Annotated in this window: 18 protein-coding genes; 7 read left to right on the forward strand and 11 right to left on the reverse strand. The window is 67.4% G+C overall.

The features are described from left to right. Positions 1–133: 133 nt before the first annotated feature. Positions 134–586 (forward strand): hypothetical protein, encoded by a 453-nt coding sequence (locus QLQ83_RS08975; protein WP_282735183.1) that lies wholly within the window; start codon positions 134–136, stop codon positions 584–586. Positions 587–664: 78 nt separating this feature from the next. Further along, a complete protein-coding gene (locus tag QLQ83_RS08980) occupies positions 665–1,315 on the forward strand; it encodes a flavin reductase family protein (protein ID WP_282735184.1) in 651 nt (216 codons plus the stop codon). A 9-nt stretch (positions 1,316–1,324) separates the two neighbouring features. On the opposite strand, the gene QLQ83_RS08985 is transcribed toward QLQ83_RS08980, so the two are convergent. The 7 genes from QLQ83_RS08985 to dctP form a co-directional block, all read right to left on the reverse strand. After that, positions 1,325–2,062: a haloacid dehalogenase type II gene (locus QLQ83_RS08985; protein WP_282735185.1), complete on the reverse strand. Its 738-nt coding sequence runs from the start codon at positions 2,060–2,062 to the stop codon at positions 1,325–1,327. Then, positions 2,059–2,658: a 2-hydroxychromene-2-carboxylate isomerase gene (locus QLQ83_RS08990; RefSeq protein ID WP_282735186.1), complete on the reverse strand. Its 600-nt coding sequence runs from the start codon at positions 2,656–2,658 to the stop codon at positions 2,059–2,061. The genes QLQ83_RS08985 and QLQ83_RS08990 overlap by 4 nt, the downstream gene beginning before the upstream one ends. A gap of 9 nt (positions 2,659–2,667) precedes the next feature. Then, complete coding sequence (locus tag QLQ83_RS08995) at positions 2,668–4,185, reverse strand: malonate--CoA ligase (protein WP_282735187.1); 1,518 nt, start codon at positions 4,183–4,185, stop codon at positions 2,668–2,670. Further along, entirely contained in the window at positions 4,182–5,537 is a 1,356-nt protein-coding gene (locus tag QLQ83_RS09000) for a malonyl-CoA decarboxylase (RefSeq protein WP_282735188.1), read from the reverse strand. The genes QLQ83_RS08995 and QLQ83_RS09000 overlap by 4 nt, the downstream gene beginning before the upstream one ends. 16 nt (positions 5,538–5,553) lie before the next feature. After that, positions 5,554–6,888, reverse strand: coding sequence for a TRAP transporter large permease (locus QLQ83_RS09005; RefSeq protein WP_282735189.1), 1,335 nt, complete (start codon positions 6,886–6,888; stop codon positions 5,554–5,556). 2 nt (positions 6,889–6,890) lie between these two features. After that, complete coding sequence (locus QLQ83_RS09010) at positions 6,891–7,409, reverse strand: TRAP transporter small permease subunit (RefSeq protein WP_282735190.1); 519 nt, start codon at positions 7,407–7,409, stop codon at positions 6,891–6,893. 75 nt (positions 7,410–7,484) lie between these two features. Further along, positions 7,485–8,486 carry a TRAP transporter substrate-binding protein DctP gene (dctP, locus tag QLQ83_RS09015; protein ID WP_282735191.1) on the reverse strand — a complete coding sequence of 334 codons (1,002 nt, stop codon included), beginning with the start codon at positions 8,484–8,486 and terminating at the stop codon, positions 7,485–7,487. A 182-nt stretch (positions 8,487–8,668) separates the two neighbouring features. Here dctP and QLQ83_RS09020 point away from each other — a divergent pair, with 182 nt between their 5' ends. After that, positions 8,669–9,340, forward strand: coding sequence for a GntR family transcriptional regulator (locus QLQ83_RS09020; protein WP_282735192.1), 672 nt, complete (start codon positions 8,669–8,671; stop codon positions 9,338–9,340). 51 nt (positions 9,341–9,391) lie between these two features. On the opposite strand, the gene QLQ83_RS09025 is transcribed toward QLQ83_RS09020, so the two are convergent. Continuing rightward, a complete protein-coding gene (locus QLQ83_RS09025; protein WP_282735193.1) occupies positions 9,392–9,898 on the reverse strand; it encodes a methylated-DNA--[protein]-cysteine S-methyltransferase in 507 nt (168 codons plus the stop codon). A 93-nt stretch (positions 9,899–9,991) separates the two neighbouring features. After that, positions 9,992–10,876, reverse strand: coding sequence for a DMT family transporter (locus QLQ83_RS09030; protein ID WP_282735194.1), 885 nt, complete (start codon positions 10,874–10,876; stop codon positions 9,992–9,994). 122 nt (positions 10,877–10,998) lie between these two features. Between QLQ83_RS09030 and QLQ83_RS09035 the strand changes: the two genes are divergently transcribed. Together QLQ83_RS09035 and QLQ83_RS09040 are read left to right on the forward strand one after the other, a co-directional pair. After that, a complete protein-coding gene (locus QLQ83_RS09035; RefSeq protein WP_282735195.1) occupies positions 10,999–11,871 on the forward strand; it encodes a LysR substrate-binding domain-containing protein in 873 nt (290 codons plus the stop codon). Between the two features lie 105 nt (positions 11,872–11,976). Continuing rightward, on the forward strand, positions 11,977–13,446 hold the full coding sequence (locus tag QLQ83_RS09040) for a protein adenylyltransferase SelO (RefSeq protein ID WP_282735196.1): 1,470 nt from the start codon (positions 11,977–11,979) through the stop codon (positions 13,444–13,446). A gap of 99 nt (positions 13,447–13,545) precedes the next feature. On the opposite strand, the gene katG is transcribed toward QLQ83_RS09040, so the two are convergent. Both katG and QLQ83_RS09050 read right to left on the reverse strand, forming a co-directional pair. Continuing rightward, complete coding sequence (gene katG, locus QLQ83_RS09045; protein WP_282735197.1) at positions 13,546–15,726, reverse strand: catalase/peroxidase HPI; 2,181 nt, start codon at positions 15,724–15,726, stop codon at positions 13,546–13,548. Positions 15,727–16,083: 357 nt separating this feature from the next. Continuing rightward, positions 16,084–17,034, reverse strand: coding sequence for a LysR family transcriptional regulator (locus QLQ83_RS09050; RefSeq protein ID WP_282735198.1), 951 nt, complete (start codon positions 17,032–17,034; stop codon positions 16,084–16,086). A 255-nt stretch (positions 17,035–17,289) separates the two neighbouring features. On the opposite strand from QLQ83_RS09050, the gene QLQ83_RS09055 reads away from it, so the two are divergent. Next, positions 17,290–18,789 (forward strand): CoA-acylating methylmalonate-semialdehyde dehydrogenase, encoded by a 1,500-nt coding sequence (locus tag QLQ83_RS09055; RefSeq protein WP_282735199.1) that lies wholly within the window; start codon positions 17,290–17,292, stop codon positions 18,787–18,789. A gap of 239 nt (positions 18,790–19,028) precedes the next feature. Next, entirely contained in the window at positions 19,029–22,148 is a 3,120-nt protein-coding gene (locus tag QLQ83_RS09060) for a DUF3427 domain-containing protein (RefSeq protein WP_282735200.1), read from the forward strand. Positions 22,149–22,228: the final 80 nt, after the last annotated feature.

Genomic DNA, 22,228 nt, shown 5'->3' on the forward strand with positions numbered 1-22,228 from the left:
ACAGGGCAAGGGTTGCCGCTGCCCCGGAGGCAAGGGGGACGTGCACCGCGGCCGACGTACCGTGAACTATGCTGGGAAGCAGGCCGCGATATGGCCAAGGTCATACCCAGAAGATCCAGAAAGGAGGCATGTGATGACAGGCTTCACCCCCCTCGCCAAGGGCGCCTGGTGCCCGCTGGCCGTCGTGCTGCTGGTCGCGGCGGCGCCCACCCTGGCCAGTGAGGGCCATGACCTCACCTTCAGCGGCGACGGCACCTTCATCGCGCCGCATGGCGGCCAGGCCATCCGGGTGGCGCTCTACGACGTGACGGCGGGCGAGGTCGTGGCCACCGAACAGGGCACCGTGGCGGCGGAGGAGCCGCCGGCCTTCTCCTTCACCTTCCCCGGCGCGCTGGAGGAGGGCCGGCTCTACGACGTCCACTACTGGATCGACGCCAACTTCGGCGGCGGCAGCGAAGGGAGCTGCGACCCGGTGAACGTCGACCACCAGTGGCGTGCCGCCCTCACGAACGTCAGCGAGCCGGTCAGCCTCGAGGTGGCCCACGACCCCGCCCAGCAGGCGCCCGTCTGCACCAGCTTCGAGTAGTCGTGTCGGCGTCCCTTGGACAACTGAGGCCCGCGGAGGCGACACTCTCGGGCCCGACCCCTGAAGCGAGACCACACCATGAGCGACTACCTGCTGGAGGAGCACGGGCTGAGCCCGGGCAAGATCTACCGCCTGCTCTCGGGCAGCATCTGCCCGCGCCCCATCGCCTGGGTCTCGACCCGGGACGCGGCGGGCAACACCAACCTGGCACCCTTCTCGTTCTTCAACGTGGTGAGCGTCAACCCGCCGGTGCTGGGCTTCTCGCCGCTGCTCGACGGCGATGCCAATCCCAAGGACACCATCCGCAACCTCGGCGAGGTAGGCGAGTGCGTGGTGCATATCAGCGGCGAGGGGCTGGTGGAGGAGATGAACGCCACCAGCGCGGGGCTCGAGCACGGCGACGACGAGTTCGCCCACGCGGGCCTGGAGAAGGTCGCCATGGCGGGTGTCTCGGTGCCGCGGGTGGCCTCGGCGCCGGTGGCCTTCGGCTGCCGGCTGCGCGAGATCATCCGCTTCGGCGACCAGCCGCTGGCCGGCAACCTGGTGCTGGCCGAGGTGGTGTCGATCCATGTCGACGACGCCCTCTGGGACGGGCGCCATGTGGATGCCGAGGCGCTCAGGCCCATCGGCCGCATGGCCGGCAACGATTACGCCCGCTGCAGCGACCTCTTCGAGGTGGAGCGCCCGGCCTCGGGCAGCGCCATGAGCCGCCAGCAGCGTGGCGGCTGAAGGCCGCTCCTAGGGAAGGCCGAGCCGGTCGGCCAGGTCATGGAAGTCGTCGGCCACCAGGTCGACGCAGGGGTCGACGCTGAGGTCGGGCGTGGCATCGGGGCCATGCTCCAGGGGGCGCGGCACGAAGGCGGTGCGAAAGCCCTCGCGGTGGGCGGCCTGGAGGTCGTCCAGGTGGGCGGCGACCATCAGCACCCGCTCGGGGGGCTGGTCGAGCAGGCGGGCCGCCATGCGGTAGACCTCGGGGTCGCGCTTGTAGTGGCCGGCGAGCTCCGCCGAGAGCACGCAGTCCCAGGGCAGGCCCGCGCGCTTCGCCATGTTCACCAGCAGCGACATGTTGCCGTTGGAGAGGGTGGCCAGCACGTAGCGCTCGCGCAAGCGGGCCAGCCCGGCCACGCTGTCCGGCCAGGGATCCAGGCGGTGCCAGACGCGGTTGAAACGCTCCCGTTCGGCCTCGTCGAGGGCGTCGGCGATGCCGAAGTCGTCCAGCAGGCGGTCCAGCGTCATGCGGTGCAGGTCATCGAGGCGCGTCCAGGGCAGCTCGCCGTGGCGCACCCGGTCCATGGCGGGCGCATAGCCGCCGCGCCAGGCGTCGGCGAAGGCCGCCCAGTCCACCGCCAGGCCCAGGCGAGCGCCCAGCGTCTCGCCCTCGAGGATGACGCTGCTGCGCCAGTCCACCACGGTACCGAAGACATCGAAGGTCAGGGCCCTGACATCGGCCAGGGCGGCAGGCGGTCGCGGGCTCATGTGTTCTCCAGGGCCTCCTCGAGCAGTTCCAGGCGGTCCTGGCCCCAGAAGGGCTCACCGTCGAGGAGGTACCAGGGCGCCCCGAAGCAGCCATCGGCCAGCGCGGCCTGGCAGGCCTCGTCCAGGCGCTGCTGGCCCGCCCCGCTCTCGGCGTCCTCCAGCAGCGCCGCGCCGTCCAGCCCGCAGGCCGCGGCGATCTCCCGCAGGGTCCCGGGGTCGGCGATGTCGCGCTCCTCGGCCCAGCAGGCCCGCATCAGCGAAAGCGACAGCCCGGCGATGTCGTGCCCCTGTGCCTTCGCCGTCAGTGCCAGCCGGGCCGCCGGACGGTCGTCGGTGGGAAAGTGTGCCGGTTCCAGGTTGAGGGCAATACCCAGCCGCTGGGGCCAGCGCCTGAGCTCGGCCATGCGGTAGGCCTGCCGCTCCGGGGCGCGCTTGGCCAGCGGCAGCCCGCCGGTCCGGGGGAAGATCGCCCCGAGGGTGATCGGCACGTAGTCGATCCTGGCCCCATGACGGGCGGCGATCTCGCCGAGGCGCGCGTGGCCCAGGTAGCTCCACGGCGAGACGTGGGTGTAGTAGTAGCGGATCGTGGTCGGCACGGACGCTCCTCAGTGATAGGTGTCCTGGTACTGCTCGCGCAGCTGGTTCTTCTGCACCTTGCCCATGGTGTTGCGCGGCAGGCTGTCGGCGAAGAAGACCCGCTTGGGCTGCTTGTACTTGGCCAGCTGGCCCTGCAGGTGGTCGAGCACCCGCGCCTCGTCCAGGCTCGCCCCCGGCTCGGGTACCACCACGGCGGTGACCCCCTCGCCCAGGTCGGGATGGGGCAGGCCGATCACCGCGGACTCATGGACACCCTCGAGCTCGTCGATCACCTGCTCGACCTCCTTGGGATAGACGTTGTAGCCGCCGGTGATCACCAGGTCCTTGTCGCGGCCGACGATGTGCACGTAGCCCCGCTCGTCGACCATCGCCAGGTCGCCGGTGACGAAGAAGCCATCCTCGAGGAGCTCCTCGCGGGTCTTCTCGGGCATGCGCCAATAGCCGACGAAGACGTTGGGCCCGCGGATCTCCAGCATGCCGATCTCGCCCTTCGGTACCGGCTCGTGGGTCTCGCGGTCGGTGATGCGGTACTCTACGCCGGGCAGCGGCATGCCCACGGTGCCGGCGCGGCGCTCGCCGTCGTAGGGGTTGGAGAGGTTCATGTTGGTTTCGGTCATGCCGTAGCGCTCGAGGATGGCATGGCCGGTCTTCTGCTCGAACGCCTGGTGGGTCTCGGCGGTGAGCGGCGCCGAGCCGGAGACGAACAGGCGCATGTTGGCGGTGACCTCCGGCGTCAGCCGCTCATCGGCCACCAGCCGGGTGTAGAAGGTCGGCACGCCCATCAGCACGGTGCCGCGGGGCATCTCCTCGAAGATCACATCGGCGTCGAACTTCGGCAGGAAGAGCATGCTGGAGCCGGCCATCAGGGTGACGTTGCAGGCCACGAAGAGGCCGTGGGTGTGGAAGATCGGCAGGGCATGGATCAGCCGGTCCTCCTCGCTGAAGTGCCAGGCCTCGGCCAGGGTGGCGGCGTTGGAGCCCAGGTTGCGGTGGGTGAGCATGGCGCCCTTGGAGCGCCCGGTGGTGCCCGAGGTGTAGAGAATCGCCGCCAGGTCGTTGTCATCGCGCTCGACGATGGCGTCGCGGGGCGTGGCCGTCTCGGCCGCCTCCATCAGGCTGCCGTCGGCCGTCGTGCCCAGGGTGGCGACCTGCGGGCAGCCGGTATCGGCGGCGATGCTGCGCGCGTCCTCGGCATCCCCCGGCCGGCAGACGAACAGCGCCGGCTCGGCATCGCCGAGGAAGTAGTGGATCTCCTCTCCCGTATAGCCGGTGTTGAGCGGCAGGTAGACCCCGCCCACGCGCAGGGTGGCCAGGTAGAGCAGGATCGCCTCGGGGCTCTTGTCGACCTGCACCGCCACGCGGTCGCCCGGCGTCACGCCCAGTTCGACCAGGGCGCCGGCCAGGCGTGCGGTGGTGGCCAGGGCCTCGGCGTGGCTGTAGCCGCGGCCCTGGCGGGTGGTGATGAAGTCGGCGTCGCCGCGCTCGCGCATGCGCCGCGCGAAGGTGGCGAAGAGGTTGTGATTCATTTTGTATTCTCTCCCTTGGCCAGCTTCCTGGCCTTGCGGACGAGGTCCTTGACCTCGCTCGAACGAGCCACGGTGGCGTTGGCCGTGTAGTTCTCGTGGTTGCGCTCGATGTCCTCGAGCACGTAGAGGTAGTTGACCATCATGCCGGCGGCCTGCTTCAGGCCCTTCTTCGAGACGTCGCCCAGCCAATTGATGCGGTGCAGCTCGGCACCGTTGCCGAGGTGGAAGCGGGCCACCGGGTTGAGCGGCAGGCCGCGGGCGTTCTTCTCCTCCACCAGGTAGCGGGCGGCCAGTGGCTTGACCACTGCCTTGAGTCGCTCGGCCCGCTCGGCGTCGCCGTGCCAGTCCGGCGTTTCCAGTTCGGCGAGGGTTTCGCGCACCGCCTCGGGCAGGGACTCGTCCTCGCGCCGTTCGGCCAACCACTGGGCGAAGCCGGGCACCGGCGAGAGGGTGACGAAGTGCTTGAGCTGGGGCAGCTCCTGCTTGAGCTCCTGGACGACCTGCTTGATCAGGAAGTTGCCGAAGGAGATGCCGCGCAGGCCGGTCTGGCAGTTGCTGATGCCGAAGAAGGCGGCGGTGTCGGCGATCTCGGGGTCGTCGATGCCGACATCCTCGCCGGCGAGTATCGGCTGGATGCGCGCCGGCAGGCCCTTGTGCAGGGCCACCTCCACGAAGATCAGCGGGTCGTCGCCGATCGCCGGGTGGAAGAAGGCGAAGCAACGCCGGTCCCGGGCGTCCAGCCGGCGACGCAGGTCGTCCCAGTCGCGGATCTCGTGCACCGCCTCGTAGCGGATGATCTTCTCGAGTATCGAGGCCGGGGTGTTCCAGTCGATGCGCTTGAGCATCAGGAAGCCGCGGTTGAACCAGGAGCCGAAGAGGTGGGCGAAGTCGGCGTCGACGGCCGAGAACTCGGGGTGCTCGCGGAGCAGGCCGAGCAGGTCCTCGCGCATGCGCACCAGCTCGGCAGTGCCGCCGCTGGTCAGGTTGAGGCGGCGGATCAGCTCCTGGCGGCGCGGCTCGCAGGCCTCGAACAGCGCCTCCAGGCTGTCGTTGTCGCGCTGCTCGGCATAGCGCGCGTAGGCCGCGTCGATCTCCGTCGGCTCGGCGGCAAAGTCGCTGGCCAGCCGCTCGAAGAAGCGCAGTCGCTCGGCAGGCTCGAGGCGCTGGTACATGCCCAGGGCACGGCTGGCCAGGGCAATGCTCGAGGCCTCCCCGTCGCTCTCCAGCAGGCGGTGGCAGGCCTCCACCAGGCGGCGGTGGTCCGGCGGCGTTCCGTCTCCCTGGCGGCGGCGCAGCAGGGCGTCGCGCTGGGTGATCGACTGGAACATCTCCTGCAGGAAGGTCATGTTCACGTTCGAGAATCCTCCGTCAGCCCATGAGCAGATCGGGTAGCCAGGTGGCCAGCCCCGGGAAGAAGCACAGCAGCAGGATCCCGAGCACCATGCACAGCGCATAGGGCAGGCTGCCCATCAGCACGTCACGCAGCGAGATGTCCGGCGCGATGCTGTTGATGATGAACAGGTTCAGCCCCACCGGTGGCGTGATCAGTCCGATCTCCAGGTTGATGGTGAGGATCACCGCGAACCAGTAGGGATCGAAGTTCGCGGCCAGGATGATCGGCAGCAGGATCGGCGCCGTCATCACGATCACCGCCACCGGCGGCAGGAAGAAGCCGGCCACCAGCAGGAAGACGTTGATCACCCCCATCAGCACCCAGCGATTGACCTCGAGGTCGGCGATGGCGCCGGCCACGGTCTGGGTGATGAACAGCGACGACAGGGCATAGGCGAAGACCTCGGCGGCGGCGATGATCAGCATGATCATCACGCTCTCGCGCAGCGCGTCGCGCATGATCAGCGTGAGGGGCCTGACCTGCCACATGCGGTAGATGATGACGGCCAGCGCTATACAGAAGAAGGCGCCGACGCCGGCGGCTTCGGAGGGGGTGGCGACCCCACCATAGAGCGCGAAGAGGATGCCGATCACCACGGCCAGGAAGGGCAGCACCCGCACCAGTGCCTTGAGGTTGGCGTCGACATTCTGGCGCACCGTCTGCTTGATCTTCTCGGTGGCCGTGACCATGGGAGTGCCGTAGCCGCCGGCCAGCTTGCAGGCGATCAGCGTCCAGACCATGAACAGCCCGGCGAGCATGAAGCCGGGCACGATGCCGGCGATGAACAGGCGGCCGATGGAGGTCTCGGTGGCGATACCGTAGATGATCATGGTCACCGAGGGCGGGATCAGGATGCCCAGGGTGCCCCCGGCGGCGATGCAGCCTGCGGCCACGCCATCGGGATAGCCCCGGCTGCGCATCTCGGGAATGCCCATCTTGCCGATGGCCGCGCAGGTGGCGGGTGACGAACCGGAGAGGGCGGCGAAGATCGAACAGGCGCCGATATTGGAGATCGCCAGGCCACCGGGTAGCCTGCCGAGCCAGAGATCCAGCGAGCGGTAGAGGTCGCGTCCGGTGGGCGATGAGGCCACCGCGGCGCCCATCAGGATGAACATGGGGATCGCGACGAAACCGAATTCCGCGATGCGGTCGAAGAAGGTTTCCCCGAAATAGGTCAGCTCTGCCATGCCGCGGTCGGCGACCAGGGCGATCAAGGAGATGGCGCCCAGCGCGAAGGCGATGGGTGTACCGATGGCCATCAGCACGACCAGGCCGATGGCGACGAGAATGCCGGCGGTAACGGGATCCATGTTCACCCCTCCCCACGCAGTATTTCAGCGACGTACTGAAGCGTCAGCAGGGTGATGCCGATGGCCATGGGCAGCAGGGCCGGCCACAGGGGCGGGTTCCATACGGAGCCGGTGGTCCATTCGCCATGCCAGGCCTCGGCGACGTAGATCCAGGAGGCGTAGGCCAGGGCGGCACAGAAGCCGAGGCCGACCAGGGCCGCGATGAGCTTCATCAGCTTGCCGATCACGCCACCGATCGCGTCCGGCAGCAGGGTAATGGCCACGTGGCCGCCGGTCATCAGCACATAGGGGCTGCCCATCAGCATGGCGGCGGTCACGGAAAAGACCGTGAACTCGGTCTGCCAACTGGTGCTCTGGCCGAGGATGTAGCGCACGAACACCATCTGGCAGACCACCACCACGCCGGCGATGAAGAAGGCGGCGGCGAGAAAGGCGGTGGCGCCAGAGAGCCTGTCCATCAGGCGTATATAGCCGCCGACGAGCCCGCCGGGCGTCGTGGCGTCAGTGCGGGAGTGTTCCATGAGGCCCTCCGATATGGCGGATGGCCGCCCTCGCAGGGGCGGCCGGTCGGGTCCGAGTGGATCGCAGCGTTGGCGTCATTCCACGGCGAGGGCGGCGTCGATCAGGGCCTGGCCGTTCTCGACATTATCGGCGAAGTTCTTGTAGGAACTCTGCTTGGCGATCTCCAGCCAGGCGTTGTAGTCCTCCTCGCTCATGCTGACCACCTCGACGCCGTTCTCCTCGAACACCTCGACCATCTGCTGGTCGATGGCGGCGGCCTCGGCAGCGAAGAACTCCTCGGCCTCGTCGGCGGCGGCCGTCAGCGCCTCCTGCTGCGCCTCGTCGAGCTCCTGCCAGACCTGCTCGGAGATCAGGATCGGCTCGTACATGAACCACAGGGCGTGCTCGCCGGGCTCGGTCAGGCACTCCACCTGCTCATAGAGGCGGTAGGAGACGAACGACATGGAGGAGGTGTTGGCGGCGTCCAGCACCCCGGTCTGCATGGCGGTGTAGATCTCCGAGGAAGGCATGGAGGCTATCGAGGCCCCGGCGGCCTCCAGCATCTCCTCGAAGGCGGGCCCGGCGGCGCGGAAGTTCTGTCCTTCCACGGTCTCCGGCGAGGTGATGCAGTTCTGGCTGGAGGCAAAGGCCCCGGAGAGCCAGGCATCGGCCAGTACCCGCGCGCCGCCTTCCTGGATGACCTCCTTGATCATCTCCATGTATTCGGAGTCGTTGAGGCGCTGGGCGTGTTCATGGTTGCGTACCAGGCCGGGCATCAGGGTGGCGGAGAACTCGGGATGGCGGCCGCTGGCGTAGTCCAGCGGCAGCGCGGTGATGTCCAGGCGTCCGCGAACCAGAGCGCCCCACTGCTCGTCGGCCTTGAACAGCGACTGACCGGGATAGACCTGGATCTCCAGACCGACATCGGCCTCGGCGACCTTGTCGGCCATCATCTGCACCATCTCGTCGCGCACATCCCCTTGTCCGCCGGGGAACTGGTGGGAGGCGCGCAGCACGGTCTGGGCGGACGCGACGGAGCTTGCGGCGAGGGCGGCCAGGGCCAGGCCCGCCACGACGGGGGTGAGTGAGGGTTTCATGGCATCTCCAGAGACATTGTTGTTGTGAAATGTTGTTGTGAAATGAAATGTCCATCAGCATCGCTGATGTATACATCAATAGACCCTTGGCTATACTAGTGTCAATTTGGTCGGGCTAGACAAAGGTGGAAGCCCTGCCGTGTTCGGCGCCGAAACCGGCGCAGGGGAGGAGGGGAAAGCGCATGAAACGCTCCAACGCCCAGCGGCTCCGGGACGCCCTGGAGGACGACATCATCAATGGCCGCCGGGCGCCCGGCGAGCGCCTCGAGCCCGAGGCCCTGTGCCGTGACTTCGAGGTATCGCGCACCCCGGTGCGCGAGGCCATCCAGCAGCTGGTGGCCAGCGGCCTGGTCACGGTTTCGCCGAAGAAGGGCACCTTCGTCGCGCGGGTGGGCCTCGACCAGCTGGTCGAGATGTTCGAGGTGATGGCGGAGCTGGAGGGCATGTGCGGGCGGCTCGCCGCGCGGCGCATCACCGAGGAGGAGCTCGACGCCCTGCGCGAGGCCCTGATGCGCTGCGAGGCCGCGGCGAAGGCCGGCGACACCGACGAGTACTACTACGAGAACGAGGGCTTCCACCACGCCATCTACGCGGCCAGCCACAACGGCTTCCTGGCCGAGGAGGCGCGCCAGCTCAAGCAGCGCCTCAAGCCCTATCGCCGCCTGCAACTGCAGGTCCGCAAGCGCATGGGCCGCTCCCTGGACGAGCACCGGGAGATCCTCGCGGCCATCGAGCATGGCGATGCCGAGCGGGCGGAACGCCTGCTGCGAGCGCACGTGGTAATCCAGGGCGAGCGTTTCAGCGACTTCGTCTCCAGCGTGCGCCGCTTCGGGGCCCGACTCGACGCCGTCTGACGGCGTCGGTCGACCCGCGGAGCCTGCCCCGGGCGGACGCTTCGCCGCCCGTCAGAACAGCCCCAGCGGTATCTCCCCCGCCTCGTGGGCGAGCAGCCACTGCTTGCGCCCCAATCCACCGGCATAGCCGGTCAGGCGTCCGTCGCTGCCGATCACCCGGTGGCAGGGCACCACGATGGCGAGGGGATTCCTGGCATTGGCGGCACCCACCGCGCGCTGGCCGCCCTTGCAGCGCAGCTGTTCGGCGATCTCGGCGTAGTTGCGTGTCTCGCCGAAGGGGATGGTGGCGAGTGCCGCCCAGACCCGCTGCTGGAAGTCGGTGCCCGTCGGCGAGAGCGGCAGGTCGAAGTCGCGGCGGGCCCCGGCGAAGTAGTCGTCCAGCTGCTCGCGGGCGTGATCGGTCAGCGCGTTCGGCCGTGCGGGGGCGTCCGCCTCCTCGACGAACTCGATTCCGGTAATGCCGGTGGCGCTGGCGTGAATGCGCACCAGGCCCAGGGCGTCGCTGCCGGGCGGGCGATAGTAGTCCAGATAGTGATCGGGGGGGATGTCGCGGTTCATCGTCTGGCCTCCAGGGTAGCGGGCGGGTGCCCTGCCACGGGCAGGGCGCCCGGAGCGGCTCTACCCTTGAGTGTATCGCAACGTGCCCCGCTGTCAGCGGGAGGCGGTCATGCTGCCGGCGAGCACCAGCACCGCGGCCACCGGCAGCCGCCAGTCCGGCGCGGTGACCCCGGCCAGCACCAGGAACAGCGTGGCGAGCACCGGCACGGCGTGGGCCAGGTTGCCCAGCCGCGCCGCCTGCGGGTCATCCAGGGCGCGGTCCCAGGCGAGCATGGCGATGCCGTAGGGGCCCAGGCCCAGGGCCACGGTGGCCAGCAGTGCCTGGGGCGAGGGCAGCTCGCTGACTCCCTCCAGCAGCAGGCTGGCGACGCCGGTCATGACGCTGGCGGTGAGCAGCAGGTGCGGCATGCGCTCGCCGAGGCGCCAGCCCGGGACCTGGCAGGCCAGGGAGTAGAGCGCCCAGCACAGCGCCGCCACCAGCGCCAGCAGGTAGCCGCTCCAGGCGCCGGAGAGCCCGCCCGCCAGGGCCTGTGGCGCGACCAGCAGGGCGGCGCCCGAGAACGCCAGCAGGGCCCCGCCGAGGGTGGCCAGGGTCAGGCGCCCCTGCACGAGCCAGCGACTCGCCAGCAGGAAGAGCACCGGCCAGGTGTAGGTGATCAGTGCGGCCTCGGCGGGGGGGGCCAGGGAGAAGCTGGCGAAGCAGGCGCCCACCGCCCCGGCCACCAGCAGCGCCACCCCGACATGGACCACTATGCCATGGCCTTTCGAGAGCGCCGCGCCCCGGCGCTGGCGGCCGTGTGCCATGGGCAGTGTGCCCAGCGCCCCGGCCAGCAGCGCCAGGGCCGAGAGGCGCAGCGGCGGCAGTTCCCCGGCGGCGCTCACCAGCAGCGGTACCAGGGCCCAGAGCACCACCGCCAGCGCGGCGGCGCTCCCGCCGAGCCAGGGGGAGCGAATGAGCCGAGAGGTATGGAGCTGCATGGTCGTGGCCTCCGATAGCGTGTGGACAAGTCCGGGTGGATGGTGCCGCCATGCTATCCATGCCATATTCATCACGATAACGATCATTTTTGATCCAATTCATCAAGACTGGTGATGTATCGATGCGTGCCCCGACCCTCGACCTCAGCCTGCTGCGTACCCTGGTGGCCGTCGCCGACACGGGCAGCGTCACCGCTGCCGCGCGGCGCCTGGCCTATACCCAGTCCACTGTCAGCATGCAGCTACAGCGGCTGGAGAGCGCGCTGGGCGTCGCCCTGCACGAGCGGGAAGGTCGACGCCTGCGCTTCACCGCCGAGGGGGATCGCCTGCTGGGCCATGCCCGCCGGATGCTGGCGCTCAATGATGAGGCGCTGGCCGACATGCGGACGCGGCGCGTCACCGGCGAGCTGAACCTCGGGATTCCCGAGGACTACGCCAGCCTGCTGACCTCGGTGTTCTCCTGGTTCCACCAGCTCTATCCCGAGGTGCGCCTGCAGGTGACCTGCGGCACCAGCGCCGACCTGGTCGAACGCGTTCGCGCCGACGAGCTGGACCTGGCGCTGGTCACCCGCCAGCGAAATTCGCCCGGCGGCGAGATGATCCGACGCGAGCCGCTGGCCTGGGCGGTCGGGCTGCAGCACCAGCCCGCGTTGTCCGACCCGCTCCCCCTGGGGCTCTACTCGCCCGGGGCCGATCTCTTCCGCGAGGTGGCCGAGGACGCCCTGGCCGCCGCCGGCCGCGACTGGCGGGTGGCCTACACCAGCCAGTCCATGGTCGGCCTCGGGCCGGTGGTGCAGGCGGGGCTGGCCATCGTGGTGGTGACCCGCAGCATGCTGACGCCGCAGCTGCGCGCCCTGGACGAGTCGAGCGGCCTGCCGCCGCTGCCCGCCGTGGAACTGGCCCTGCACCGTGCCGCACGGCGACCCACCGAGCCGGCCCGACGCCTGGCCGAGCTGATCCGCGAGCAGCTCTCGCCGGTGTCAAACGCGGATTGAGCGCTCCGGCCGGCCATGGGCACGATGGGTCGAAAGCGGTAATCCCGAGCGTTATACTCAGGTATTCATCCTCAGGCCGAGTCTCGGCCGTCGATCGGAGTCGCCATGTTTCCCGAGTTCACCCTTCGCTACGCCCGCCTGCCGGATCGGTTCTTCCTGCGCTTCGATCCCGTCCCGGTGAAGGCCCCGCGGCTGGTGGCCTTCAACCGGCCGCTGGCCGAGCAGCTGGGCTTCGACCTGGCCGCTTTCGACGAGCACCAGGCCGCCGAATGGTTCGCCGGCAATGCCGTGCCGGAAGGCGCCGAGCCGCTGGCCCAGGCCTATGCCGGCCACCAGTTCGGCCACTTCAACCCCCGGCTGGGCGACGGTCGGGCGGTGCTGCTCGGCGAGGTGACCGACCGCGAGGGGCGGCTGCGCGATATCCAGCTCAAGGGAGCCGGCATGACGCCCTTCTCGCGCGGCGCCGACGGCCGTGCCCCCCTGGGCCCGGTGCTGCGCGAGTACCTGGTCAGCGAGGCGATGCATGTGCTGGGCGTGCCCACCACCCGGGCCCTGGCCGCGGTGACCACCGGCGAGCGCGTGTTCCGGCGCGTCCCGGAGCCCGGCGCCGTGCTGACCCGCGTCGCCGCCAGCCACCTGCGGGTGGGCACCTTCCAGTACTTCGCCGCCCGCGATGACCTGGAGGCCGTACGCACCCTGGCCGACCTGGCCATCGAGCGCCATTACCCGGCGCTCGCGGAACGGGAAGAGAGCGAGCGCTACCTGGCCCTGGTGGAGGCGGTACAGGCCCGCCAGGCGTCGCTGGTGGCGAAGTGGATGGGGCTGGGCTTCATCCACGGGGTGATGAACACCGACAACTGCAGCATCGCCGGCGAGACCATCGACTATGGCCCCTGTGCCTTCATGGAGGCCTACGACCCGGCCATGGTGTTCAGCTCCATCGACGAGGGCGGCCGCTACGCCTACCGCAACCAGCCGTGGATCGCCCAGTGGAACCTGGCGCGCCTTGCCGAGACGCTGATTCCGCTGATCGATGACGACCAGGAGCGTGCGGTGGAGCGTGCCACCGCGGTGATCAAGGCCTTCGAGGGGCAATACGAGGCCGAGTGGCTGGCGGTGATGCGCGAGAAGCTGGGGCTGGTGAAGGAAGAGGAGAGCGACCGTGCGCTGGTCGATGCCCTTCTCGAGGCCATGCAGGCCGGTCGCGCCGACTTCACCCTGGCCTTTCGCCGCCTTGGCGAGGCGCTGGAGGAGGATGCCCCCGCGCTGCTCGCGCTGTTCGAGGACGACGAGGCCCTGAAGGCCTGGCTGCCGCGCTGGCGCGAGCGGCTGGTCCGAGAGGACGTCGGCATGGCGGAGATCGCCGGGCGGATTCGCGCGGTCAACCCGCTCTATATCCCCCGCAACCACCGGGTGGAGGAGGCCCTGGCCGCCGCCGCCGAGGGCGACTTCGCGCCCTTCGAGACCCTGCGCCAGGTGCTGGCTGACCCCTTCGCCGAGCAGCCCGGCCGCGAGGACTACACTCGGCCGGCCCCGCCCAGCGAGGCCGTCTTCCGTACCTTCTGCGGGACCTGAGTGCCGCCACTCGCCAGACAGACAGAAAGACGCCCGGGTGCAGTTCATTACCCGGGCGCCTCTGTATAAGCCAGGCTGCTTGCCCGGCTTGGAGCACTGTCACGCCTGGAGCTTCTCCAGGTCGAAGCGGTCGGCGTTCATCACCTTGGTCCAGGCCTTGACGAAGTCCCTGACGAACTTCTCCTGGTTGTCGTCCTGGGCGTAGACCTCGGCGTAGGAGCGCAGGATGGAGTTGGAGCCGAACACCAGGTCGATGCGGCTGGCGGTCCACTTCACCTGGTCGCTCTTGCGGTCGCGAATCTCGTAGAGATTGTTGCCCGCCGGCTTCCAGGTGTTGCCCATGTCGGTCAGGTTGACGAAGAAGTCGTTGGTCAGCTGACCCTCACGGTCGGTGAACACGCCGTGCTTGCTGCCGCCGTGGTTGGTGCCGAGCATGCGCATGCCGCCGACCAGCACGGTCATCTCCGGGGCGGTCAGCCCCATCAGCTGGGCGCGGTCGAGCAGCATCTCCTCCGGCTTGACCACGTAGTCCTTCTTCTGCCAGTTACGGAAGCCATCCGCCAGCGGCTCCAGGTACTCGAACGAGGGGGCGTCCGTCATCTCGTCGCTGGCGTCGCCGCGACCGGGCGCGAAGGGCACCAGGATATCGTGGCCGGCGGCCTTCGCCGCCTGCTCGATGCCCACGCTTCCCCCGAGCACGATCACGTCGGCCACGCTGGCGCCGCTGTCGGCGGCGATCTTCTCGTAGACCTTGAGCACCCTGGCCAGGCGATCCGGCTCGTTGCCTTCCCAGTCCTTCTGCGGGGCCAGGCGAATGCGTGCGCCGTTGGCGCCGCCGCGCATGTCGGAGCCGCGGAAGGTACGGGCGCTGTCCCAGGCGGTGCTGACCATCTCGCCGATGGACAGACCGCTCCCGGCGATCTGCTTCTTGACCGTCTCGACGGAGTAGTTGGTGTTACCGGCCGGCACCGGATCCTGCCAGATCAGGTCCTCGTCCGGCACTTCCGGGCCGATGTAGCGCGACTTCGGCCCCATGTCGCGGTGGGTCAGCTTGAACCAGGCACGGGCGAAGCAGTCCTTGAAGTATTCCGGATCCTTCATGAACTTCTCGCAGATGGCCCGGTAGGTCGGGTCCATCTTCATCGCCATGTCCGCATCGGTCATCATCGGGTTGTGGCGAGTGGACATGTCGGTGGCGTCGACCGGCTTGTCCTCCTCCCTGATGTCGACGGGCTCCCACTGGTTGGCGCCGGCGGGGCTCTTCTTGAGCTCCCACTCATGGCCGAACAGCATGTCGAAGTAGCCCATGTCGAACTCGAGGGGATTCTTGGTCCAGGCCCCTTCCAGGCCGGAGGTGACGGCGTTGGCGGCCTTGCCCTGCAGGTTGGGGTTGAGCCAGCCGAAGCCCTGGGCCTCGACGTCGGCGGCCTCCGGCTCCGGCCCAAGGGCCTCGGCATCGCCGTTGCCGTGGGTCTTGCCGACCGTATGGCCCCCGGCGGTCAGCGCCGCGGTTTCCTCGTCGTCCATCGCCATGCGGGCGAAGGTCTCGCGGACTTGCTCGGCGCTCTTGAGCGGGTCCGGGTTGCCGTTGACCCCCTCGGGGTTGACGTAGATCAGGCCCATCTGCACCGCGGCCAGCGGGTTCTCCATGGTGTCGGGCTTCTCGACGTTGCCGTAGCGCTCGTCGGACGGTGCCAGCCACTCCTTCTCGGCCCCCCAGTAGATGTCCTTCTCGGGATGCCAGATGTCCTCGCGACCGAAGGAAAAGCCGAAGGTCTTGAAGCCCATGGACTCGTAGGCGACGTTGCCGGCCAGGATGAAGAGGTCGGCCCAGCTGACCTTGTTGCCGTACTTCTTCTTGATCGGCCACAGCAGGCGCCGCGCCTTGTCGAGGTTGCCGTTGTCCGGCCAGCTGTTGATGGGAGCGAAACGCTGGTTGCCGGTGCCGCCGCCGCCACGGCCGTCGGCGATGCGGTAGGTGCCGGCCGCATGCCAGGCCATGCGGATCATCAGGCCGCCGTAGTGGCCCCAGTCGGCCGGCCACCACTCCTGGCTCTCGGTCATCAGGGCGTGCATGTCCTTCTTGAGCGCATCGAAGTCGAGCTTCTTGACCTCCTCGCGATAGTCGAAGTCCTCGCCCATCGGGTCTGTCTTGCGATCATGCTGATGAAGGATGTCCAGGTTCAGGGACTCCGGCCACCAGTCGGTGTTGGAATGACCGCTGGCGGTCTGGCCTCCGTGCATCACCGGACACTTGCCGGCGTTCTGCTGATCACCCATATCGCTCTCCAATCTGGCTGCGTTGATTGAACTGCTACCTGTGTATAGACGATGGCAGTCCTGCGGGACAATGAGCCGGTCAACCCTCGGCCTCCCGGTGGCCTGACGGCCGGGACTCCTTGCCCTGTGACTTCAACTTACGCCCCGGCGGTCCATAAGCTCAATGTGACATTGCCGACCATGTCGATAGCGAATCTTTATCGTGCCACCCATGCCCGGGCTGTTTCGCCTGACAATGGCACTCGGGCCAGGCCGGTGGGCACCAGCAGGCCGCGGGTTCGCCCTGCGGCATGCCGCCAGGGACCTCGTGTCGGGAGCCTTCGTTCGTGCGTGCTCCGGCGCCCCGGAGGCGTGCCCTCAGTAGGGGCCGACCTCGGGGACCACCATCGTCTTCGCCTCGCCCATCAGGAAGGCGCGATTGGTCTCCAGCGCCTCGCGCAGGAAGTCCCACAGCAGGCGTACCCGGGCCAGGCGGCGCTGCTCCTGGCGGGCGGTGATCCAGAACTGGCGGTCGATCGCCACCTCGTCCGCCAGCACGTTCACCAGCGACGCCGAGGCGCTGGCCATGAAGCAGGGCAGCACGGCGAGGCCCGCCCCGTGCAGGCAGGCGGCGTGCTGGGTGGTGACGCTGGTGCTGCGCATGGCGAAGTGCGGCCCGGGGTGGCCCACCACGGCGGGGTCGAGCAGCGGCTCCAGGTAGCTGAGCTGCTCGCTGAAGATCAGGTCGTCGACGTAGCCCACCAGGCGGTGCTTGCCCAGCTCGGCGAGGCGCTGCGGCCTGCCGTGGCGGGCCAGGTAGCCCTCGCTGCCGTAGAGGCGCAGCCGGTAGTCGCAGAGCCGCGAGATCACCAGGCCCGGGCTCACCGGGCGCTCCACGGTGATGGCCAGGTCCGCCTCATGGCGGCTCAGGTTGACCACCCGGGGCAGGGCGAGCAGGTCCAGGGTGACACCCGGATGGCGCTCGCAGAAGGACGAGAGCAGCGGGGCGATCACCCAGGTGCCGAAGCCCTCGGTTACCCCCAGGCGGATCTGGCCGCTGATCTGGTGGTTCTTGTCGGTGAGGCTCTCGCCCGCCTCGAATGCGTGGCGGGCCATCTCCTCGGCGTGGGCGAGCAGCTGCTGGCCGGCCTCGGTGAGGTGGTAGCCGTGGGTGCTGCGCTCGAACAGCTGGGTGTTGAGCGCCTGCTCGAAGCGCCGGGTGCGCCGCGACAGGGTGGAATGGTCGAGCCCCAGCCGGCGCGCGGCGTCGGTGAGCCGCTCGCTGCGCGCCACCTCGAGGAAGATCTGGATGTCCTGCCAGTCGAGCATGGAGGCCCTCGTTGGTCGCGGGTCGTGCCCGGGTTCTTGTGACCGGTTGTTGTGCATAGGTGCACAAACAATGTGCCCGAGTGCCCGTTGTCACGCCATCCGACGTCTGTATAGACTCGATGTCACCACGTTTCGTGTATACATACACACAAAGTCTAATGCCCCGGCCCGCCAGCGCGGCGCCGCACGATGGCCGACCACAACGACAAGCCAGTTCGCGGTCGGGGCAGGAACAGCCCAGAGGAGCATGCCACCATGTCCGTTCGCGAGATTCCCATGTACATCGACGGCCAGCCCGTCCAGTCCCAGAGCCAGGAGTGGCGCGACGTGGTCAACCCGGCCACCCAGGAAGTTGTGGCCCGGGTGCCGTTCTGCACCGCCGAGGAGGTAGAGACGGCCGTGGCCAGCGCCAAGGAGGCCTTCAAGACCTGGCGCAAGGTGCCGCTGGCCAAGCGCATGCGCATCATGCTCAAGCTGCAGGCGCTGATCCGCGACAACACCGACGAGCTGGCCGCGCTGATCACCGAGGAGCACGGCAAGACCCTGCCCGACGCCGCCGGCGAGGTGGGCCGCGGCCTCGAGGTGGTGGAGCACGCCTGCTCGATCACCAGCCTCCAGCTGGGTGAGCTGGCCGAGAACGCCGCCAGCGAGGTGGACGTCTACACCCTCAACCAGCCGCTGGGCGTGGGCGCCGGCATCACCGCCTTCAACTTCCCGATCATGCTGCCCTGCTTCATGTTCCCGCTGGCCATCGCCACCGGCAACACCTTCGTGCTCAAGCCCTCCGAGCAGGACCCGAGCTCCACCATGCGCCTGGTCGAGCTGGCCCACGAGGCGGGCATCCCGGCCGGGGTGCTCAACGTGGTCCACGGCGGCCCGGACGTGGCCAACCAGATCGCCGACCATAGCGACATCAAGGCGCTCTCCTTCATCGGCTCCACCCACGTGGGCTCGCTGCTCTACAACCGCGCCGCGGCCGCCGGCAAGCGCATGCAGTCGATGATGGGCGCCAAGAACCACTGCGTGATCATGCCCGACGCCAACCGCAGCCAGGCGGTCAACAACCTGCTGGGTTCCGCCTACGGTGCCGCCGGTCAGCGCTGCATGGCCAACTCCGTGGTGGTGCTGGTGGGCGAGGCCCGCGAGTGGCTGGACGACATCGTCGAGGGCACCCGCAGCATGAAGGTGGGCCCCGGCACCCAGACCGACGCCGACCTCGGCCCGCTGGTCTCCCCCCAGGCCAAGGAGCGCGTCGAGCGGCTGATCACCGCCGGCGAGAAGGAGGGCGCGAAGCTGCTGGTCGACGGCCGCGGCTGCCAGGTGGAGGGCTACCCGAACGGCAACTTCGTCGGCCCGACCCTGTTCGCCGACGTGACCGCCGAGATGACCATCTACCGCGAGGAGGTCTTCGGCCCGGTGCTCTGCGTGGTGAGCGTCGACACCCTGGATGAGGCGATCGCCTTCATCAACGCCAACCCCAACGGCAACGGCACTTCCATCTTCACCAACTCCGGCTGGGTGGCGCGCCGCTTCGAGACCGACATCGACGTCGGCCAGGTGGGCATCAACGTGCCGATTCCGGTGCCGGTGGCCTACTTCAGCTTCACCGGCTCTCGCGGCTCCAAGCTCGGTGACCTGGGCCCCAACGGCAAGCAGGCCATCGCCTTCTGGACCCAGACCAAGACCGTGACCGCGCGATGGTTCGAGCCGGAGAACGTCTCCAGCGGCATCAACAGCACCATCTCGCTGAGCTGATCCCGGCCCGCTGCGAGGCTGTCGGCGGCCCCGTCTCGAGAGAGGCGGGGCCGTACTTTTTTGTGGGAGCGCAATTTATTGCGCGATAGCAGTGATCTGAGCCGGTTATGACCACCTCTCAGCCTGTGGGCACTCGGGTTTCCGGCGGTTCGACGCCTCGACGAATGATGTTGCAGGCGCCCAGCGCCTGTCGGTTACTGCTACCCTGGACGGCATCGACAGGGCAGGGAAGATACACCATGGAACGGTTACCGGAAGGGCTCTACGAGCGGCTGCTCGATGAAGAACTAATGGCGCAGTTGGAAGCGCACCCAGAGCTTAAGCCGGTGCTTCGCTCTCTCGATGATGAGACCGCGCCCCATGCCTACTCCCAGTTTGTCGGCCAACTGCTTCACCGTGCTCTACGGATCGTGGACGCCCAGCAGCGGCTTCCTCTCCTGAACCGCATTATAGAGCTGGTGTCAGCCACCGACGGCCTCGACTATCTGACTCGCAAACGGCTGCTCAGCGCCGACAAGCCGATTCTTACTGAGATCGGGCATAGCCGCGAGCCGTTACCCCGCCCGAATACCCCGCTTTCTACGAGTGCACTACTCACCGGCTTGGGACATGACCCGCCATTGGAGCATGAGCTGCGGGCCGAGATGGCGACGGCAGATAGCGTCGATGTCCTGATCTCGTTCATTAAGTGGTCCGGTCTGCGGCTTTTGATGCCCGCCTTCGAGCGCTTGGCCGAGAGAGGCGTGCCAGTTCGCCTGATCTCCACCAGCTATATGGGCGCGAGCGACCCTACGGCATTGGAGTGGCTGACCCAACAGCCCAATGTCAGCGTGCGCGTCTCCTACGATACCGGTGGTACCCGCCTTCACGCCAAGGCCTACCATTTCTGGCGGAATAGTGGCTTTTCCACCGCCTATATTGGCTCGGCGAACATGTCCCACTCGGCAATGACCCAAGGTCTGGAATGGACCGTCAAGGTCACCGCTCAGGACATGTCACATATCCTCGAACGTTTCGAGGCGGAGTTCTCGGCCTATTGGGAGAGCGATGAGTTCGAGCCCTACACTCAGGCGGACTTTATCCGCTTTCGACAAGCGATCGCGGCGCACAAGGATCGTGACCGCCGAGGGATGACCTTCTTCGCCGAGATTACGCCGCGGCCGTTCCAACTACGAATCCTGGAAGCGATCGATGCCGCGCGTCAGCGCGGTTCCTACCGCAATTTGGTCGTGGCGGCCACCGGTACCGGAAAGACCGTGATCTCATCACTGGACTATCGACGGATCTGTGAGCGCGAGGGTCGTCAGGTACCGCTGCTGTTCGTCGCCCATCGCAAGGAGATCTTGGAGCAGGCCCAGGCCTGCTACCGCACCGTGCTTCGTGATCAGAACTTCGGCGAACTCTGGGTGGGCGGGCATTCGCCGACGGAGCACCGTCACCTGTTTGCCTCGGTGCAGACGCTGAATGGACAACGGCCTTGGGAATCCCTTGGAACAGACCACTTTCACTATGTGGTGATTGATGAGGCGCATCATGAGACTGCTAGCAGCTATCGGGCGCTACTCGAGGAGCTAAAACCTGCCGTGTTGCTGGGGCTGACGGCCACGCCCGAGCGCATGGACGGCACCAGTATTCTTCCGGATTTCGATGGCGACTTCGCCGCGGAAATTCGCCTGCCCGAGGCGCTTGAAGAAAAGCTGCTGTGTCCCTTCCACTACTTCGGGGTCAGCGATAGCGTAGACCTCAGCGACGACAGCCTGTGGCGCAATGGACGCTATGATGCCCGCCAGATTGAGAATCTACTGACCGGCGATGATTTTCGTGCTCGACAACGGGTGGATACCGTCCGACAGGCACTTGAGCGTTACCAGCCTGACCTGACCGGCGTGCGGGCGGTGGGATTCTGTGTCGGGGTGCGCCATGCCGAGTATATGGCTGAGTGCTTCAACAGGTTGGGCGATGACTATCGGGCCGCCGTTCTAGTCGGTGACACTCCGGCAGAGATTCGCGCTGAGCGGCTTCGTGAGTTCCGCGAGGGCAGCTTACCGTTTCTGTTTACTGTCGATGTGCTAAGTGAAGGGGTGGATGTTCCGGATATCAACTTGGTGATGTTTCTACGCCCCACCGAGAGCCTGACGGTATTTCTGCAGCAGCTGGGGCGCGGACTGCGTCACGCGCCAGGTAAGGAGTGTCTGACTGTCTTGGACTTTGTGGGCCAAACTCACCGGCGTTATCGGTTGGATACCAAGTTCACTGCATTGCTTTCCGGCCAGCGGCAGCGACTTGACCGAGAGGTAGAGGCCGAGTTCCCCAGCCTGCCCCCTGGCTGCAGTATTCAGCTTGAACGGGTCGCTCGGGAGCGAGTTCTAAGCAAGATTCGCGCGGTGCTAAGCGACCTCAATCAGTTTATCCCCGAGACCCTGCGCACTTGGCCGGAGGAAGTAGGGCAGCCACTGACGTTTGGGCGTTTCCTGGAGGTGACGGGACTGTCCCCGGTACAGGTGCTGTCGCGCAGGAGTTGGTCGGAGTGGAAGGCGATAGCCGACCGCAACCCACTCCCTGCCGACCCGGACCTCGATCAGGCCCGCAAGGCGCTACCGCGTATCGCTTTGCGTAGCGATCCAGTGCTCTTGAGAGCCATCGAGGACATTGGCGGTCAAGATGGGACGGTTCAGGAGGCGCTGGGGCGCTACGACGTGGCACAGCAAACGGCGTTGCACTATCTGCTGTGGGCCCGGAAGGGCGGACTGGTCGGGGTGGATAGCCTTGAGCAGTCGATGCAGAAGTGGCGCGCTAACCCCAGTGTGGCGGCCGATGCCGTGGAGATTGCCGCCTGGCGGCGTGGCCATCTGCGAGTACCGCTGCAACCCCTGAATGATTTGCCGTTCGGCTGCGGGCTACTGCTGCATGGTGCCTACGGTACCGCCGAAATTAAGGCGGCTCTGGGATTGGCCAGCCTTGAGAAACCGGGCGCAATCGGGGTGGGCGTCATCCACGCCAAGGACATTCGTGCCTATATCCACTTGGTCACCTTCCAGAAGGACGATGGAGACTTCTCTCCTACCACGCGTTATCGCGACTACCCCATGAGCCGGAGACTGTTGCACTGGGAGAGCCAGTCAACCGTCACTCAGGAGAGCCCGACGGGGCAGAACTATCTCCATTTCGAAGAGCGTGGCTATACGATCCTCTTCTTCGCTCGCCTGACCAAGCGGATCGAGGGAGAGACGGCACCGTTTATCTTCTTGGGACCGGCCAAGGCGTTGAAAAGCTATCAAGGAGATCGTCCCATCGCCATGACCTGGGAACTGGAGTATCCGATGCCCGCGGAGCTCTTCGAGGATGCGAGGCCGGCATAGCGACAGGGTAGCCAAAGCGGAATACCGGAGGAGGTTCGACCTTTGCCGGCATGTTGACGTTGACGTTAACTGATATCTTG

The sequence above is a fragment of the Halomonas rhizosphaerae genome (genome assembly GCF_030010555.1).
Classification (GTDB): Bacteria; Pseudomonadota; Gammaproteobacteria; order Pseudomonadales; family Halomonadaceae; genus Halomonas; species Halomonas rhizosphaerae.